Below are 16,572 nucleotides of genomic sequence, written 5' to 3' on the forward strand. Positions count from 1 at the left end.
GCACGGCAAAGAACCATGCCGAAACTAAAAGGGCACCATCAAGGTGCCCTTTCTTAAAACGTATTGTCACAGAGGTCTAGCGCTTGGGCTTGTCCTCTGGTTTCTCTTCCTCGTCCTTGAGGCTCCCGTCGTCGATGATCGCCTGACGGGCCTTTTCTTCAGCCTCGCGCTTTTTGGCAGCTTCTGCGCGGCGCTTTTCACGCTCGGCCTCTGCCTCAATTTTTGCGAGAGCCTCTTCCTTTTCCCATTTTGCGATGAGATCGTCGAGGTATAGGACCAGATTGCGATCCCGCTCACCCAGCTTCCTGGCTTTCTTTGCTTGCGTGATGGCGGAGGATTTGAAGCCCGAGAGGGCCATAGCCTCGGCGAGGTCGGTCGCGATGATCGCTGATTCCGGAATAATCGCCTCCGCCTGCTTCAAATGGGTGGCGGCATCATTGCCATTCCCGAGTTCAAGGTATGCGCGGCCTAGCATCGCATGAACCTGAGCGTCTTCCGCTCCTTTACTCAGCACAGCGTTGAAGTCATCGCGCGCCTGTTCAAACTTACCGGATGTGAGGAACGCCAGACCACGGTTCTTGAGCGCGGACTGGTAGTCTCCATTAGCCTCGATAGCTTTGTTATAGTGCTCAATCGCCCCATCAAGGTTGCGCTTGCGGTATTCAATGGCGCCGAGAAGGTTATGTGCAACCGGATTGTTGGAATCAATGGCAACAACGCGTTCCGCCGTCACAACTGCACCATCCAAGTCGCCGTTTTCCATTTGCATGTTGGCAAGCAGCGCGAGGCTCTCGATATCACCACCACCTTCGGAGTAGAGCGCCTGCAACTCGGAAATCGCCTTGTCTTCCTCACCACTGATAAAGTGGGAAAGCGCAAGCCGCTGGCCAAGCTGCTGAATGACCTGCGGATCTGTGTTGGCATCAGCCCGCGCCACGCGGTTTGCCCGCTCAATAAACGCCCGTGTTTGCTCCAACTTTCCTTGCGCACCATAGGCTGCGGCCGCCTGCAACATGGCCTCAACGTCTGTGCTGTCTTCACCGATCAGGGGCTCTAGATATAGAAGCGCCCTGGCGGGCTGACCGCGGCGGGTCAAACACTCAACCAGCATCAGACGCGTAGGGCGATCTGCCGGCGCGCGCTGCAGGGAGCGTTCAAGATAAGGCTGGGCAGTTGAATATTTACCGAGCTCAAAAGCAACATGGCCATACGTCCGCGCAGCAGGCGGAAACGTCCGTGTGAAATCACCGGTGCGCAGCAGTAGATATTCTGCCTCTTTCGGCTTGCCTTCAATCGCGAGCATGAGCGCGCTGTAGTATTGTGCCATCGGACTATTGGGCGCAATCGCATAAACAGCATCGAGCTGCTTTTGCGCCGCATCCATCTCACCGCCCTCGATGTAGAGGCCAATAAGCTCGAAATAGGCGAGCATATTCCGTTTGTGAAGCTCTGTCGCTTTCAGGAGGTGGGCCTTGGCTTCTTCAGTGCGCCCCTGATACCGGGCTATTGCACCTTCGACATAGCTGACAATCGGGTCTGCCTCTATGAGCGACGCTGCCGTGTCCGCATAACCCTTGGCGATATCAAGTTGCCCGTTATTCAGGTACAATAGCGCCAACCCCAGATGACCACGGAAGTCTTCCGGGCGCTCCTTGGCAGCAGCTTCATAAAACTCGACCGCTTCCTCGGATTTTCCCTTTTGTTCGGAAATGTCACCCCGCAGCAGGAAGGCCTGAAACTTGTCCTCGCCCTCAAATTCGGTGTTTTTGAGAATATTCTCAGCCTCATCAAATTTGCCCTGCAGCATCAAGGCGCGCCCCAAGCTGATCGAAACATCGGCTTCCGACGCACCGGCATCACGCGCCTTTTCAATGGCAACTTCGGCAGCCACACCATCCATCAGACTGAGGTAGATTTCGGTAGCGGTCATGAAATCGGCTTTGTCCGAGATTTCCATCTCGTCCTGTGCCTTGATGATTTCCAGCGCTTTTTCGTAATCGCCGCCGTCTACAAGCTTCTTGACGTCGGCATCATCAAAGGCTGCATAATCGATTTTTTCTTTCTCTTCGGAATCAGAGCCACCACAGGCCGCAAGCAATCCTGCCGCGGAAAGCAAAAGTGGTAGAGAAAAAGACTTCATGAATATCCCCAGTTCGTTGGTACCGCTGCAAGCGCCAAGCGTGAAAACGGGAGCTCCCCTGTCCCCGGTGTCACTCTATAGTACGCCCGAAAGCATGTCCATAAAGCAGCATGATAACAACCCTATGACAGAGGTCAAATGTACTTGTTACAATATTTAATAAAATTTTAAGTGAATATTCCCTATTTTAGAATTATATGGCATACGTAATGGAGAAATCGTCAAAAGGACGATAAGTCGGATACGAATGTCCGGTTGGAATGCAACGCAAGAACACAGGTTGGGATGATGTCTGCTAAACTCAAAAACGCTTTTGCGAAGATCGGCGCTGCTGCGCTTTTCGGTCTCATGGCAACGTCAGGCGCCCAGGCTACCTATGGCTATAACTATTTCGACGTTCTTGCCGACCCGGGTTCCTATGGTCCTGTCTCGCTTGGCGACAGCGTTTCTCTCGATGCATGTGGTTCCACGTTCCACCGGGCGGACGGCAACTCTCAAAGTTATTCGATTTGCGACCTGAGCAACCTCCAGAACTTCACCTTGGGCTGGATTGGCGTCGACGCAGACAATACCAGCAACTACCAGATCCTTTCCTGGTTCGAGGGCAGCAATGTCACCAATGGCCTCCAGACCACGATCAGCACCGGCGCGGGCACCTTTTTCAGCCAGGCCGGCAACTATCTGATCGGCCTCTATGTCGCCGTTGCGGGTAATGTCTATGTTCCCCTGCCCTATGGCAGCTACGGCGCTACCGGCAATGACACAGAATTGACATACGACGGCTCCACAAATACCAGCCTCGGATATACGAATTTTACAGTTAATGCTGCGACCAGCGTGCCAGAGCCCGCTGCCGCACTGATGCTACTCCCCGCTTTTGTACTTGTGGCGCGCCGTGAACGCCGTCGCCGCCAGAGTGCAAAGGCTTTAACCGCCTGATCTCAGGCATTTTGTAAGGATATTATCATGGTCAATTTTCTTCGGAATAAATTGGCTGTTTTCTCCCTCGCCGTAGGCTTTGCGGGCGCTCTTGCTGCCCCCGCGAACGCGACCTACGTGCCTCAGGGTGCACTTACAGCAGATGCTGGCACCTATGCGCCGGTATCGCTTGGCACCAGCATTACACTGGACGCCTGTGGCTCGACTTTCGCCGGCTATTCGATCTGCGACCTGCCGAGCACCAACAAATTTGGCATTGAATGGTTTATCAAACGCCAGGAAGACGCGGGCTGGACCAACTGGCTGCAACAATACACCTACCATCAGGGTGACGTAGCGCCGAACCTGCAAAAAACCATTGCGACCGGTGCTGGTACGGTGATCGATGTTCCGGGCACCTACTTCATCAGCCTGCACGTGATCTCTTATGGTGACGTGATTGCGCTGCCGGGTGGTGGCTACGCCCGTGGTGGTGCCAGCAAGTGGGACGACAGCATGACCTTCACGGTAGGTAACTCGCCGATTGTCACGCCGCCCACATCGCCGGTGCCTGAACCCATGGCTGCGCTGCTGCTGCTGCCGGGCATTGTCATGATTGCGCGCCGCGAACGCAGGCGCCGCCGTCAGGCAGTAACTGCATAAATAAAAAACGGGGCCAGTTGGCCCCGTTTTCTTTTAACATTCAGCATGGCAGCCTGACTTAGGCTTCCTGCATCAGCTGCACCTTGGCAACCGCGAACATCTCTTCAAGGTGTTTCTCGACACGGTGACGGGAGATATCTGCACCCTTCTCCTCGATGTCTTTCATCACCTTGCGGATCACGTCTTCGTCGCCATCCTCTTCGAGGTCGGCTTTGACAACAGACGCAGCATAATCTTTCACGGCATCGCCAGTGATTCCAAGCTCACCCGCGAGCCATTCGCCGAACAGCCGGTTCCGACGCGCCCGCGCTTTAAAGAGCATGGCCTCATCATGGGCAAACTTGTCTTCAAACGCTTTTTCGCGACCGTCAAAAGTGGTCATGGCTTTACTTCCTCCTGTCCGAGTCTCACGGTGAGACATCGTTAAACACCACAGCATTACCTTTATTAAGGTAATTTGCTTGCTCATTTCCATAGCGCAAACAAAACTTATTGCAAATTATTACAGAAAGATTGTCGCCGCCAACCTTCTCGGTTATGTTCGCGCCCGCGCAACCCACTGACATCCCTCAAGCTGAGGAAGAGGCAATCTATGTCCCGCCGTAACAAGCTTTACGAAGGCAAGGCCAAAGTTCTTTTCGAAGGGCCGGAGCCGGGCACGATCATCCAGTATTTCAAAGACGACGCAACCGCGTTCAACGCCCAGAAAAAGGGTACGTTGCAAGGCAAGGGCGTGGTCAACAACCACATCTCCGAATATATCTTCACGGCGCTGACCGACATCGGCATCCCGAACCACTTTATCGAGCGTCTCACCATGCGTGAGCAGCTTGTCAAAGCGGTCGAGATCATTCCCGTTGAAGTGATCGTTCGCAACATCGCAGCTGGCGGCATCTCGTCGCGCCTCGGTATCGAGGAAGGCACACACCTGCCGCGCCCGCTGATTGAGTTCTGCTACAAGTCCGATGAACTTGGCGACCCGCTGATTGCCGAGGAACATATCCTCACCTTCGGTTGGGCCGATGAGATGGAACTTGAGGAAATGACCCATTATGCGTTCCGCATCAATGACTTCCTCTCGGGCCTCTTTGCCGGTATCGGCATCAAGCTCGTGGACTTCAAACTCGAATTCGGCCGCCTCTATGAAGGCGACGAGTGCATCACCGTGCTCGCAGACGAGATCAGCCCTGACGGCTGCCGCCTGTGGGACATGAAAACCGGAGAGAAACTCGACAAGGACCGTTTCCGCCGTGACCTCGGCGGTGAAATGGAAGCATACCAGGAAGTCGCCCGCCGCCTTGGTATCCTGCCGTCCGCAGATATCACCGAATTCGCAGACCACAGAAACAAGGACCAGAAGTAACCCTTCTGGTCTCTTTCTTTTTTCACGCGACCACCACCATACGCCCGCACAGGGCGACCAAGACTTAAGAAAGTGAGCCTCATGAAAGCCCGCATCCACGTCACCCTTAAAAACGGCGTTCTGGACCCCCAAGGCAAAGCAATCGAACATGCCCTCTCCAACATGGGGTTTGACGGCGTGAACGAAGCCCGCCAAGGCAAATTCATCGAGCTTGAACTCAGTGAGACCGACCGCGCGAAAGCAGAGGCATCCGTTGACGAGATGTGCCGCAAGCTGCTCGCCAACACCGTGATTGAAAACTACTCCATCGAGCTGGAGTAGAGCCCATGAAATCCGCGGTTATCGTTTTCCCCGGCTCCAACTGCGACCGGGATATGGCTGTGGCGCTGGAGAAAATCACCGGCACCAAGCCCCTCATGGTCTGGCACCAGGAATATGATTTCGACAAGGTCGACTTCATCGCCCTGCCCGGCGGCTTCTCATACGGCGACTATCTGCGCTGTGGCGCGATGAGCGCGCGCTCACACGTGATGAAAGAAGTGATCAAACGCGCGGAAGACGGCGTACCCACCTTCGGTGTGTGCAACGGCTTCCAGATACTGACGGAAACCGGCCTGCTGCCGGGCGCGCTGATGCGCAACGCCAACCTGCACTTTGTCTGTAAGGACGTGACGCTCACGGTCGAGAACGCCGACAGCATGTTCACGAACGCCTACGACAAGGGCCAGGAAATCACCATCCCCGTCGCGCACCATGACGGCAACTATTTCGCTGATGATGAGACACTCAACCGTCTCGAAGGTGAAGGCCAGGTGGCGTTCAAATACGCAAGCGACATCAACGGGGCCCAGCGCCGCATTGCAGGCGTGATGAACGCCCGCGGCAACGTGCTTGGCATGATGCCCCACCCCGAACGCATGATCGAACCGGCACTTGGTGGCTCTGACGGCCGCAAGATGTTCGAATCCGTCATGAACCGGTTGGGCTAAGGGGAAAAGACATGAAAAACGGTAACGAAATCCAGATCACCCCGGAACTCGTCAAGGAACACGGCCTGACGGTTGAAGAGTATGAGCGCATCAAACGCGCCATGGGCCGCGAGCCGAACTATACGGAACTCGGCATCTATAGCGTGATGTGGTCGGAGCACTGCTCCTACAAATCCTCGCGCCTGCACCTCAAGAAACTGCCGACAAAGGCACCTTGGGTTATCCAGGGCCCGGGCGAGAACGCTGGTGTGATCGACATTGGTGACGGTCAGGCCGCCATCTTCAAGATGGAGAGCCACAACCACCCGTCCTATATCGAGCCTTACCAGGGCGCGGCCACCGGTGTTGGCGGCATCCTGCGTGACGTGTTCACCATGGGCGCGCGCCCGGTGGCAAACATGAACGCGCTTCGCTTCGGTGAGCCGAACCACCCTAAAACCCGCCACCTTGTGGGCGGTGTTGTGGCGGGTATTGGCGGCTACGGCAACTGCGTGGGTGTACCAACCGTAGGCGGCGAAACGAACTTCGACCCGTCCTATAACGGCAACATCCTCGTGAACGCCATGACCGTTGGCCTCGCGGACGCAGAGAAAATCTTCTACTGCGCCGCGGCTGGCGTTGGTAACCCTGTTGTTTACGTCGGCTCCAAAACCGGCCGTGACGGTATCCACGGTGCCACCATGGCCTCGGCTGAATTCACCGACGACAGTGAAGAGAAACGCCCAACCGTACAGGTAGGCGACCCCTTCACCGAGAAGCTGCTGATTGAAGCCTGCCTTGAGCTAATGGCAACCGACGCCATCATCGCCATTCAGGACATGGGTGCCGCTGGCCTCACCTCGTCAAGCGTTGAGATGGCCTCCAAAGGCGGTGTGGGCTTTGAACTGAACCTCGATAACGTGCCGCAGCGCGAAGCTAATATGCTGCCCTATGAGATGATGCTCTCGGAATCCCAGGAACGCATGCTCATGGTCCTCAAGCCAGGCCGCGAAGACATGGCAAAAGCCATCTTCGAGAAATGGGAGCTGGATTTCGCCGTGATCGGCCACATCACCGACACCGGCAAGCTGACGCTCAAGTTCAAGGGCGAGACAGTGGGCGATATCCCGCTCGATAGCCTGACAGACGACGCGCCCGAGTATGACCGCCCGTGGGTCCCGACCCCGAAGCGGGAAGCCGTGAGCGTGAAAGCTGTGGATGACCTGAACAAGGCCGCGATGGACCTGATCGGCGGGCCGAACCTGTGTTCGCGTCGCTGGATTTGGGAACAGTATGACCACATGGTCATGGGTGACACCATCCAGCGCCCGGGCGGTGACGCGGCTGTTGTGCGTGTGCACGGCACCATGAAGGGCCTTGCCATCAGCACGGACGTCACGCCGCGCTACTGCTTTGCAGACCCCGTTGAGGGCGGCAAACAGGCCGTGGCAGAGACATGGCGCAACATCACCGCTGTGGGCGCGCTGCCGCTTGCCATCACCAACTGCCTGAACTTCGGCAACCCGGAGCGTAAGGACATCATGGGCCAGTTCGTTGGCTGCCTTGAAGGCATGGGCGAAGCCTGCCGCGCGCTCGATTACCCGATCGTGTCCGGCAACGTGTCGCTTTATAACGAGACCAACGGCAAAGGCATTCTGCCCACCCCCGCCATCGGCGGTGTGGGCGTGATGCAGGACATCGACCGCATGGCCACCATCGCGTTCGAGGGCGCGGGCCAGACCGTGGTGCTGATTGGTGAAACCAAGGACGAGCTGGGCGCAAGCCTGTACCAGCGTGAAATCGTGGGCGAAGACGCGGGCCTGCCGCCGGTGGTTGACCTCGCGGTCGAGCGCCGCAACGGTGACTTCGTGCGGGCACTCATCGAGAACGGCCAGGTTACCACCTGTCATGACCTTTCTGACGGCGGCCTGATCGCCGCGCTGGCGGACATGGCGATGGCAGGCGGTGTGGGCGTGGATGTGACGGTGGATGACACCCTCCCCCTCCACGCACACCTGTTCTCGGAAAGCCAGGCGCGTTACCTTGTGGCCACCGACGCTGACACGGCAGAGCAAATCCGCAAGGAAGCCAAAGACGCCGGCATCCCGGTCACCGTACTCGGTGAAACCGGTGGTGACAGCATCAACGTCAACGGTGGTGCCGTGAAGCTGGACCTCAAAGCCCTCAAGTCCGCCCATGAAGGCTGGCTGCCAAACTATATGGCCAACGCCAGCTAAACGGCGAGCTTATAGCTCCAGACAAACAAGAGGCGCCTCTCAGGGCGCCTTTTTTATTGCCACCTATCAGCCGACGCCGATAAGGTTTTTAAATGCAGATTACCTATACCATCCCATTTGAGCCTACCTTTCGAACCAATGATTCATGGGAATTCCCTATGATCGGAGGCACTGCTCGTCTAATTGAAGAAAATGAGGTGATCAAAGCGATTGAAATAAAATTTGTCGGACAACCTATAGAATATGCGCCGCAAACGGAAACGGACGTTGCGAAATCCGCACTGTCGATAGCTATTGACTCGCCGCACCTACCATCCATTGAGCAACAACTGTCAAATCTACTTTCATTCCTGCAATGCTATTTTCACGTCCGAATTAAAGCCGGTGAGGTTTCCGCTACTTTCGACGCAGAAACCTTAGAAGAACAGGACATGATACCCATTCCGGCCATAACTTATTCCAGGCTAAATGAGAAAACATACATACCCTTTGACATGTTTTTCAGGGCATCACTTGCAGCAGAAAAGGAGGATGGCCCAGTATTCGAAGCCACGCTCCAAGATGCAGCCCGCTCAGCCTTCTTTGATAAAAAATACATCGATTCCTATAGATACTCTTTTTTGTACCTAGAGGCTGTCTGCGGAAACGGGAAGTTCAAAAAAGAGCAACTAGTAAGTGAATTCCTGTCCAATCCATCGCTGACTGCAGCAATCACGCACGAGCTTTCAGAATATCAAATTATTCCAAGCAAGAATGATGAAACCGCAACTCTCTTGCAGTCCAAACCGAGCTTAAAAAAAATAATAGAACACTTAGTCGAAAAAAGAGGTTTCTATTTCCATGGAAATAAGAAGCATAAGCAGGGTTGGAAGCCGCATGAGCAAGCCGCAGCGGCCACTCTTTCAGAATTCGCCTTGTTTATCGTTCAGCAATTGGCAGGAGAGGCTGCCACATTGATGTTTCAACCTGAACTATCCGAAAGGTATATGGCAACAGCTAAAGCATTGGGAATGATAGTGAAATTAACCGTTCAGATAACATACCGGCGCCTCGATGAGGTCCACAACAGAACCATAGAATTCAATATAAATACACCAGGCACGAAAGTTACTAATGAGATGGCAAAGCAGACTCTTCGAGAGAGCCTACAACGCTTTGACCATCATGAGCCTCAATCTAAGCTGATCAAAGTTGCATGCATCGAACAAGCTACAAACAAGCAACTTTTTACAGTAAATTTCGACGTCGTATGACTAGAACTAGCAACAGCAGACCATTTACCTTCTCCCGAACACCACGACGCTGCTGATGAGCATCAGGAGCATGCCGATGAGGAAGGCGAAGCCGCCCCACTCGAGGTCGAGCACGTTGGTGAAGAGCTTTTCGGTCACTTCCTCGGCCATCTTCTGTGCGGGGTTGGAGACCATGTCCTTGACCGAGCCCATGATGCCCTCGTCCTCGCCGCCCATATTTTTGAGGATGGGCCACAGCAGCACGATCCACGCACCGAGGGCGGCGGGCAGCGCGAGTTTGGTTTTGCCGAGGAACAGCACGATCACCGCAATGGCCGCGAGGGCCGCGATGATATAGGCGTCCGTCTCCGCCACATCGGCATAAGCCACCGTGCCCATGCCGCCGATGTCGAGCATCGGCGAAAAAAGCCCCACGATGGCGAGAATGGCGCCGACAGCTGTCAAAAGCCCGGCACGGCTGAGCGATGTATTCATGATAGTCCCTTCCCTGATAATCCCATGACGCGCAGTTTACCGGATAAACCCGCGTGCCCAAAAGCATAATTTATTGAGGCCACTAACGCGCACGCCACAATTATGCTACAAGGAAAGCGCAGTATCAGTCCTGAGTAAGCCCGCACAGGGGCAACTTAAACGGAGACGGTACAATGAAAGCACTGATCAAGATCACCGCCATTGCCAGCGTGTTTGCACTCGCTGCCTGTGGCGACAAAAACGAAGAAGAGAAAAAAGCCGAGGAAATGCCAGCTGCAGAAGCCCCGGCCACTGGTGAAATGGATGCCATGGGCACCATGGAACAAGTGGCAGAAGCCCTGAAGCTCGACACTTCCTCGCTCGAGGCCTTCAAGGAAAGCATTGCCAACATGAAGGAAGCGCTGTCCGCGGAAGAACGCGCGAACCTTACCACGGCGCTCAGCGACCTTGCTGTCAAGGCGTCCGGCGAAGGCCAGAGCATGATGGACGCTGGCAAAAACATGATGAGCGATATGGGCGACGGCAAATCGGTCGTTGATATCCTCTATGAAAAGATGGCCGAACAGCTTGACGGCAAAACCTATGAAGACGTTATCGCCATGGCGCAGGGCGAATAAGCTCACTCACGGCTAAAGTATGAAAAGGCACCCTATTGCGGTGCCTTTTTTCATGAATTAAGGCCGAAATTGGCCCTTATGCGGCTTTTATATCCGCGCCCTTCAAGTCGTATTTTTTCCTGACCTGCAATTCGCTTTAATCGAAATTGTAGAGAGGGTCTGGTCCCGGCTTCGGGTCTTCCTCCCCTCCCCGCCCCACCGGGCCGGCCCTCTCGACAAATATTCCGATCAAGGGAGTTGAGATGATGAACGGTTGGATGAAAATTGCAGCGATCAGTACAGCGGCCATGCTTGCCGGCTGTGATGGTGATAACGCAACGACGGGTGACGCCCAGATGGGTGACCCGGTGGCTGAGAACACGCTTGAGAAAGATACCTTTGAAGGCACCCAGGAAGTGGTGCTGGAAACCGCGTCGCTCAAGGAATTCAAGACAAGCCTTGCTTTCATGCGCGCCTCCCTCTCTGAAGAGAACCGCGCTGAGCTGACGGAAGCGTTGGCCAAACTTTCCGGCATGGAAGGTAAAGCCGAGCGCGCGGAAAGCCCGGAAGGCATGGATATCACGGTTGACCCGGTACTGGCCGAAGCCGTTTACAACAAATATGGCGACCAGCTCGACGGTAAAACGTTTGAGGACGTTGTCTCGATGGCAGGCTAACTCTGCCGTCCTGAGTTTCCTACCCCCAGGTATTGAGTAAGGGGCGCACTCTGCCCTTCCCCATTTTGTTTCCCCAGCACTTATGGGCGCCCGCGTGGCGCCCATTTTTTTGGGCTTGAGCCGCAATCAGCCGAATTCCTTGCTACCGCCCAGTTCCTCACAGCGGATAAGGCGGCTATCCAGCACCGCAGCCTGCCGGTGCTGGACTGCTTTCCGGTATTCAGGGTCCGTCACCATCTCCATGAAGGCGCCTGCATTCGGGTAGCGCGCGATAAAAGCCACGTCCCACGCTTCATCGGTCGGGCCAATCAGCACCAACTTCGGCGCGCCGCGCCACACAATGGTGCCGCCCACCCGCTTGAAGATAGGCCCGCTGGTTTTGCCGTAAGTGGCGTAAGCCTCCGCGCCTGTGGTTTCTGTACCGTCCTCATAAACAGCTTTGTCACGTAGGCGGACGAGATTGATCATATTGATCGGCGTATCGCGCGGCAGGTCCTTGAAGGCATCAAACTGTTCGCGTTCGGGGTCGATGTGGCTCATGCGTGGTGCTCCCTTTCCTCTTGTTCCTGTGTGACTTAGGGGAAAGTGGCCATAGGGCAAGGCTAAGTAGCGCCAATCCAGTTCACGATTGCGGCAACCGCTCCGTCTGGCTTTCGCGCCCAGTTGAAGTGGCCAAGGTATTCACCCTGTTCTGCCGCACCCAGCTTGATCGCCGTAACCTCCGCATTCTTCAAGCGGCTGTGGCTATATTCCACTGCGAGGTCGGAAGCGAAAAAATCATCCTCGAATGCGATTGAAAGCACGCGGCCCTTGTAGGCCGCAATATCATCCTCAACGCCTGTAACATTGCCATAGTCATAGGTGCCGTGCAGCGCCCAGTCGCGCCAGTCGCGCATCAGGCGGGAATATTCACGCCCGCCAAAGCCCACGCGGTCACCGGGGAAAAAGCCGCAGAAAAAAGTCACGGGTGGTATAAGCGCACACAGTGTTTTGATCTTGCCTGCAGCCTTGCGGCTATAGAGCCGCGTATAAGGGAACCCACAGGCAAGCTGGATAACGCCCGCGATGTCTGCGCCGTCACGGCCTGCGGTGATCGCGCTCATATGCCCGCCAAGGCTATGGCCACCCATATAAAGCGGCCGCCCGTTCGACAGGCCGCGCGCAAAATCAAGCGCGGTGCGCACATCGGTATCGAGAAATTCGGTATAGCCAAAGCCCTGCCCGCGTTTGGCCCGGTAGGGGCTTTCGCCATGACCGCGCTGTTCCATCAGCACGGTATCGATCCCGGCTCCGGCCAAACCCTCAGCCAGGCGGCGGTAAAACTTCGCGGCAATACCAAGCGCCGGCAGCATGAGCGCCGTGGCCTTGGCTTTACCAATGGCAGTATATATCTGCACCGGTACTGTCGTACTGTCCTCGGCCTCCAGCATATGCCACTCTGCTGTCATTCGGTCCTCCCCGACCATCTTTTGCCCGCCCGGCTTTTGCCAGCTTGTTCTTAATGTTGGTGCTCTATCCCTGCTTTGACCGGAACCATGCCTTCGCAACCGAGGCGCCATATTCCCACGCACCCACAGGATTAGCACGCCCCAGCGGAATTTCATCATAATATGCGAGCGACCGCCAGCCATGCTCGGCAGAGAATGCGCGTACCATACGCCACCACAGACGTGCTGCCCCCGCCTCAACCTCATGACCGGCGTCCGATTGCGCCTTGTTCATCGCAACATGCAATTCATCGAGGAGCGTGCCCTGAACCATCAAAGCTGCGGCACTTGGGCAAGCTTTGCCGCGCACCGCTGCGTCAAAATAATCGGACGCGAGCTGTGAGCTTATGCCACGCCCCAGAACTTCCGACAGGATCATCCGGATATTCTCGGTGCCGTTTTGGTGCATTTCAGCTGTGCGCTTGAGGCTCCAGTTTTCACCGTGCAGGTAATAATCCACATACACAGGCGTAAGTGACCCAAGCTGACTAACCTTGGCAAACTGCCAGATGAGTTGCCAATCATCGGCAAAGCGCAAGCCCTCATGGTATGAGATCCCGTGTTCCTCGATAACACTTCGGCGCATGAGCAAACTGGAATGCAGCAAGCAATTGCGGTGCAACAGCCGCCACTTCAAGAGTGCAGGCCCGGCATCCTCGTTTGAATTTAGTGTCGTCCTATTGGGGCTATGGACAAGCCAACCGGTTCCCACAACACCACAGTCGCTGTGTGTGTCCATATACTCTACCTGAGCGGTGAGTTTGCCTTGCCGCCAGACATCGTCATGGTCACAGGTTGCGATATAGTCGCCCTGTGCAAGCTGCAGGCCTTTATTGCGGCTTCCCACAACGCCAAGGTTGACCTCATTGACTATCAGCTTGAGGCGTTCATCCGTGTAGCTGCGCACAAGGTCCGTCGTGTCGTCACCCGATGCATCGTCGATCACCAGAAGCTCCAGGTCGCTATAGTCCTGAGCAAGGATCGCTTCTATCGTGGCCCGAATTTTCTCGCCTGTTTGGTATGCGCATACGATAACGCTTACGCGCGGCCGCTTAGTCATGAGTACCGGCCTTCCGCATGCGGTCAACGGCCTTGCGCAGTTGCCAAGGTACCAGCCGGTCATACAGCCACTTATGCAGGTTTGAAAGCGAGGCGTCCTGCATTTTCATACCTGCCCACGGGGTTTGCTTCAGATACTTCCAATAATGCCGCTTGTAGGGATGATTATTCAGGAACTGCCAAGGCTTTGAAGCCCCGTTGTAGTGAACGATGGCTGCTTCTCGTACAATCCGCTTCTGTTCCGCGTGCGGCAGCGGGATGAAACTTTCAGGCCAGGTAAAGGGCGCAATCATGTTCCAACGGTAGTCGAGCGGAAAACGATCTTTGTGCATGCACGCATTCAGCACATCCTGGTCCAGATAGGCGAGATGAGCGACATGAGCGTTGATATAGTCAAGGAGCATGGGCAGCGGCTGCCGCGCACGCCAGCGGGCAAGATCAAACAACAGCACGCCATTGTTGAAGTAGCCGTACTCCTCAGGAATACTCAGCTTCGCGGTCATTTCGGAGCCAGGAATGCTCACCGCTCCGAAGATTTTGTTCGCCATATCCATACGCCATAGCGGCGCAACGTCACGCACGACAATCATGTCAGCATCCAGATAAAGCACTCGGCTGACGCCTTCGGGGAAAAATTCATGGACCCAAAAGCGGCTGAATGTATCTGACGACCAGTGCTGCGCCGTCGGCAGCTCAGCATGGTCGTCGACGGCAAAATCGATGATTTCATAGGACGCTGACGGGTAGTCAGCAAAAAAAGCGCTGAACTTCTCTGCAATGGCCTCATCCTTGAAATCACCAACGATACGGAAATCGTGAAACTTCAGGCTGCTATTGGCCAAAAGCGATGCAATACAGGCCGCGACATGTGGCGCATACCGGTCATTTGCACACAGCAGGAAATACCCGTGGTCAGGATCAATATGGCTGTACGTCACACCCGCCCCCTTAAGCGACCAGTCGCCGGGCCTTGTTATAAAGCCATTTGATCGGCGGCTTGATACCAAGGCGCTCGGTCAGGTCGCTCATGTCACGCACCACTTTTACCTGCCAATAGTTCTGCAGCCAAAAGCCCGCCACTCCTATGGGATTACGCCAGAAATAATGACGGTACATCGCCTTCAGCGATTTGTTGTCATAAACCTTGGCATTGCCGCCATATTTGGCGATCCGCGGTGAAAAATCGGGGTACAGGCGCATGTTGATCAGCTCGGTCTTCATGAAATTACCGATGAGCAGGTCATCAAAATATCCCCACTGCACTGTCTCAAGAAGCGAATAGCGCGGCACCATGAAACGCACGCCGCGGGGCTTGCGCCACTTCGGGGCTTCACCGCCAAAAACGCGACGCCGTTCACCACCCACATCAAGGTCGATAAAGTCGACGATATCTTTTACCGTCTCGAACTGCTGGAAAAAGGCGGTTACCCGTTGCCATTCTTCCTCGGTCAGCTTCTCACTCCAATCATCGGGCCCTGTACCTTCCAGCATCTGGCTCTCATCAGCCTTAAGCGATGGCCAATCGAGGGCGCGCTCTCCGGTTTCAAGATCGACGGTCACAAACGGCTCGATCACGCGAACCGAGGGCTGGTTCCAGTATTTGACCATATCAAAGTGGTTCATGTCGTAGGCATTAGCCCAACGGCTATCAGCGCGGGCATAGATATGCTGGGACGAAGATGCGCAATAGTGACGGCCGCCAAGGTCGGCAATCTGCGCGGCCGCAGACTGGATGCAGCCAGGTTTATATTGCTCTGGCGGGTCGGTGATGAACTTTCCGTCGCTATCAACATAGTTGAGCATATCAGCCGCAACGCCAATAAGCTTGAAAATGTAAATCTTGTCGTTTGGGTGCGCGGAGGTCAGAGACCGAAAGAAATTGCGTTCGCCGCACAGTGGAGAGTCGTTCAAATTGATCAGGAGCGCATCTCCAAAACGCATGACCAGAATGGCATCCTGGTTGATATTATCGATACACAGAATTTCGAGATTTTCACTCAAGCGGTACCAGCGGCGATACTCCATGACTTCTACGTCAAAGCCTTCATTTCGCAGCAGTTCCGAAATTTCATCGTGATAGTGATTGGGCACAAACACCTTTTTGCCCTTCGGCATCAAGGCTAGTGATTCCCAGTGCAGGTGGTCAGGATGGCCGTGAGAAATCCATAGATAGTCGCTGTTTTTTGCGCTTTCGATTTCCGCGTCGCTCATAGGGTGATGAAGCGCCCAGCTGTCAAAATACGCGCGGCCGACAAGCCAAGGGTCCGTCGTGAGGATCGGCTTATCGCCTTCCCATAACTGAACGGTTGCGTTGCCCATCGTCTTGAATTTTAAACTGCCCACCTCAACTGCCTCCCTGACGTGCCACAAGCGTGGCCAATTTTGTCCACTCGTCTACCGAATTGCAACGCAATACCCCACCCGTAGCCCTGAAAACGAATTGGGCCGGTGGTCATCCCACCGGCCCAGATCGAGAATATAAAGGATTTAAGCTGGAATATCCTCAGCCGCTCCCTAGTATTTTCGGCTAGGCTACCGGTGAATAAAACCGGCGTTAGCGCCTTTACCGACCCCCGCAACCCAATGGGCTGCTCGTGAAATGTCGCTGCTACACTTACTGTAAAAGCGAGACTACTGTCAATCAGTCGTGTTCGCACCTAGAAAAAATTTAGGAGCGAATTACTCGAACGTTGCCAGCGAATTGTGACGTCGGTATGAAGAAAGCACGCTAAAAGAT

17 protein-coding genes are annotated in these 16,572 nt (G+C 55.1%); 9 read left to right on the plus strand and 8 right to left on the minus strand.

All coding sequences use genetic code 11. The features are described from left to right. Window positions 1–76: 76 nt before the first annotated feature. Complete coding sequence (locus B150_RS0107615) at window positions 77–2,140, minus strand: tetratricopeptide repeat protein (RefSeq protein ID WP_040565255.1); 2,064 nt, start codon at window positions 2,138–2,140, stop codon at window positions 77–79. A gap of 285 nt (window positions 2,141–2,425) precedes the next feature. Here B150_RS0107615 and B150_RS0107620 point away from each other — a divergent pair, with 285 nt between their 5' ends. Both B150_RS0107620 and B150_RS0107625 read left to right on the plus strand, forming a co-directional pair. After that, on the plus strand, window positions 2,426–3,079 hold the full coding sequence (locus tag B150_RS0107620; RefSeq protein WP_020399311.1) for a hypothetical protein: 654 nt from the start codon (window positions 2,426–2,428) through the stop codon (window positions 3,077–3,079). Between the two features lie 27 nt (window positions 3,080–3,106). Further along, the gene (locus B150_RS0107625) at window positions 3,107–3,721 is read left to right on the plus strand and encodes a hypothetical protein (protein WP_020399312.1); all 615 of its coding nucleotides are present in this window, start codon (window positions 3,107–3,109) and stop codon (window positions 3,719–3,721) included. A gap of 58 nt (window positions 3,722–3,779) precedes the next feature. On the opposite strand, the gene B150_RS0107630 is transcribed toward B150_RS0107625, so the two are convergent. After that, complete coding sequence (locus B150_RS0107630; protein ID WP_020399313.1) at window positions 3,780–4,103, minus strand: DUF1476 domain-containing protein; 324 nt, start codon at window positions 4,101–4,103, stop codon at window positions 3,780–3,782. A 210-nt stretch (window positions 4,104–4,313) separates the two neighbouring features. Between B150_RS0107630 and purC the strand changes: the two genes are divergently transcribed. The 5 genes from purC to B150_RS0107655 all read left to right on the plus strand — a co-directional run bounded on the left by purC (window position 4,314) and on the right by B150_RS0107655 (window position 9,542). Next, window positions 4,314–5,084, plus strand: a complete 771-nt coding sequence (gene purC, locus B150_RS0107635; protein WP_020399314.1) for a phosphoribosylaminoimidazolesuccinocarboxamide synthase — start codon at window positions 4,314–4,316, stop codon at window positions 5,082–5,084. 81 nt (window positions 5,085–5,165) lie between these two features. Then, window positions 5,166–5,405, plus strand: a complete 240-nt coding sequence (gene purS / locus B150_RS0107640) for a phosphoribosylformylglycinamidine synthase subunit PurS (protein ID WP_020399315.1) — start codon at window positions 5,166–5,168, stop codon at window positions 5,403–5,405. Between the two features lie 5 nt (window positions 5,406–5,410). Then, window positions 5,411–6,073: a phosphoribosylformylglycinamidine synthase subunit PurQ gene (gene purQ / locus B150_RS0107645; protein WP_020399316.1), complete on the plus strand. Its 663-nt coding sequence runs from the start codon at window positions 5,411–5,413 to the stop codon at window positions 6,071–6,073. A gap of 11 nt (window positions 6,074–6,084) precedes the next feature. Then, window positions 6,085–8,289: a phosphoribosylformylglycinamidine synthase subunit PurL gene (gene purL, locus B150_RS0107650; RefSeq protein WP_020399317.1), complete on the plus strand. Its 2,205-nt coding sequence runs from the start codon at window positions 6,085–6,087 to the stop codon at window positions 8,287–8,289. Between the two features lie 92 nt (window positions 8,290–8,381). Next, the gene (locus tag B150_RS0107655) at window positions 8,382–9,542 is read left to right on the plus strand and encodes a hypothetical protein (protein ID WP_155859971.1); all 1,161 of its coding nucleotides are present in this window, start codon (window positions 8,382–8,384) and stop codon (window positions 9,540–9,542) included. Window positions 9,543–9,566: 24 nt separating this feature from the next. Here B150_RS0107655 and B150_RS0107660 read toward each other — a convergent pair whose 3' ends face one another. After that, window positions 9,567–10,016, minus strand: a complete 450-nt coding sequence (locus tag B150_RS0107660) for a hypothetical protein (protein WP_020399319.1) — start codon at window positions 10,014–10,016, stop codon at window positions 9,567–9,569. A gap of 173 nt (window positions 10,017–10,189) precedes the next feature. Here B150_RS0107660 and B150_RS0107665 point away from each other — a divergent pair, with 173 nt between their 5' ends. Continuing rightward, window positions 10,190–10,633: a DUF6694 family lipoprotein gene (locus tag B150_RS0107665; protein WP_020399320.1), complete on the plus strand. Its 444-nt coding sequence runs from the start codon at window positions 10,190–10,192 to the stop codon at window positions 10,631–10,633. Window positions 10,634–10,875: 242 nt separating this feature from the next. Then, a complete protein-coding gene (locus B150_RS0107670; protein WP_020399321.1) occupies window positions 10,876–11,289 on the plus strand; it encodes a hypothetical protein in 414 nt (137 codons plus the stop codon). Window positions 11,290–11,415: 126 nt separating this feature from the next. On the opposite strand, the gene B150_RS0107675 is transcribed toward B150_RS0107670, so the two are convergent. The 5 genes from B150_RS0107675 to B150_RS0107695 form a co-directional block, all read right to left on the minus strand. Continuing rightward, window positions 11,416–11,829, minus strand: a complete 414-nt coding sequence (locus tag B150_RS0107675) for a DUF1330 domain-containing protein (RefSeq protein ID WP_020399322.1) — start codon at window positions 11,827–11,829, stop codon at window positions 11,416–11,418. Between the two features lie 62 nt (window positions 11,830–11,891). Further along, the gene (locus B150_RS22250) at window positions 11,892–12,737 is read right to left on the minus strand and encodes an alpha/beta hydrolase family protein (protein WP_020399323.1); all 846 of its coding nucleotides are present in this window, start codon (window positions 12,735–12,737) and stop codon (window positions 11,892–11,894) included. Window positions 12,738–12,801: 64 nt separating this feature from the next. Further along, window positions 12,802–13,836 (minus strand): glycosyltransferase family 2 protein, encoded by a 1,035-nt coding sequence (locus B150_RS22255; protein WP_020399324.1) that lies wholly within the window; start codon window positions 13,834–13,836, stop codon window positions 12,802–12,804. Beyond that, on the minus strand, window positions 13,829–14,773 hold the full coding sequence (locus tag B150_RS0107690; protein ID WP_020399325.1) for a glycosyltransferase family 8 protein: 945 nt from the start codon (window positions 14,771–14,773) through the stop codon (window positions 13,829–13,831). Before B150_RS0107690 ends, B150_RS22255 begins: the two co-directional genes overlap by 8 nt. A gap of 10 nt (window positions 14,774–14,783) precedes the next feature. Further along, window positions 14,784–16,178 carry an MBL fold metallo-hydrolase gene (locus B150_RS0107695; RefSeq protein WP_155859972.1) on the minus strand — a complete coding sequence of 465 codons (1,395 nt, stop codon included), beginning with the start codon at window positions 16,176–16,178 and terminating at the stop codon, window positions 14,784–14,786. Window positions 16,179–16,572 lie beyond the last annotated feature (394 nt).

Origin of the sequence: Kordiimonas gwangyangensis DSM 19435 = JCM 12864 (assembly GCF_000375545.1) — a bacterium.
GTDB lineage: Bacteria > Pseudomonadota > Alphaproteobacteria > Sphingomonadales > Kordiimonadaceae > Kordiimonas > Kordiimonas gwangyangensis.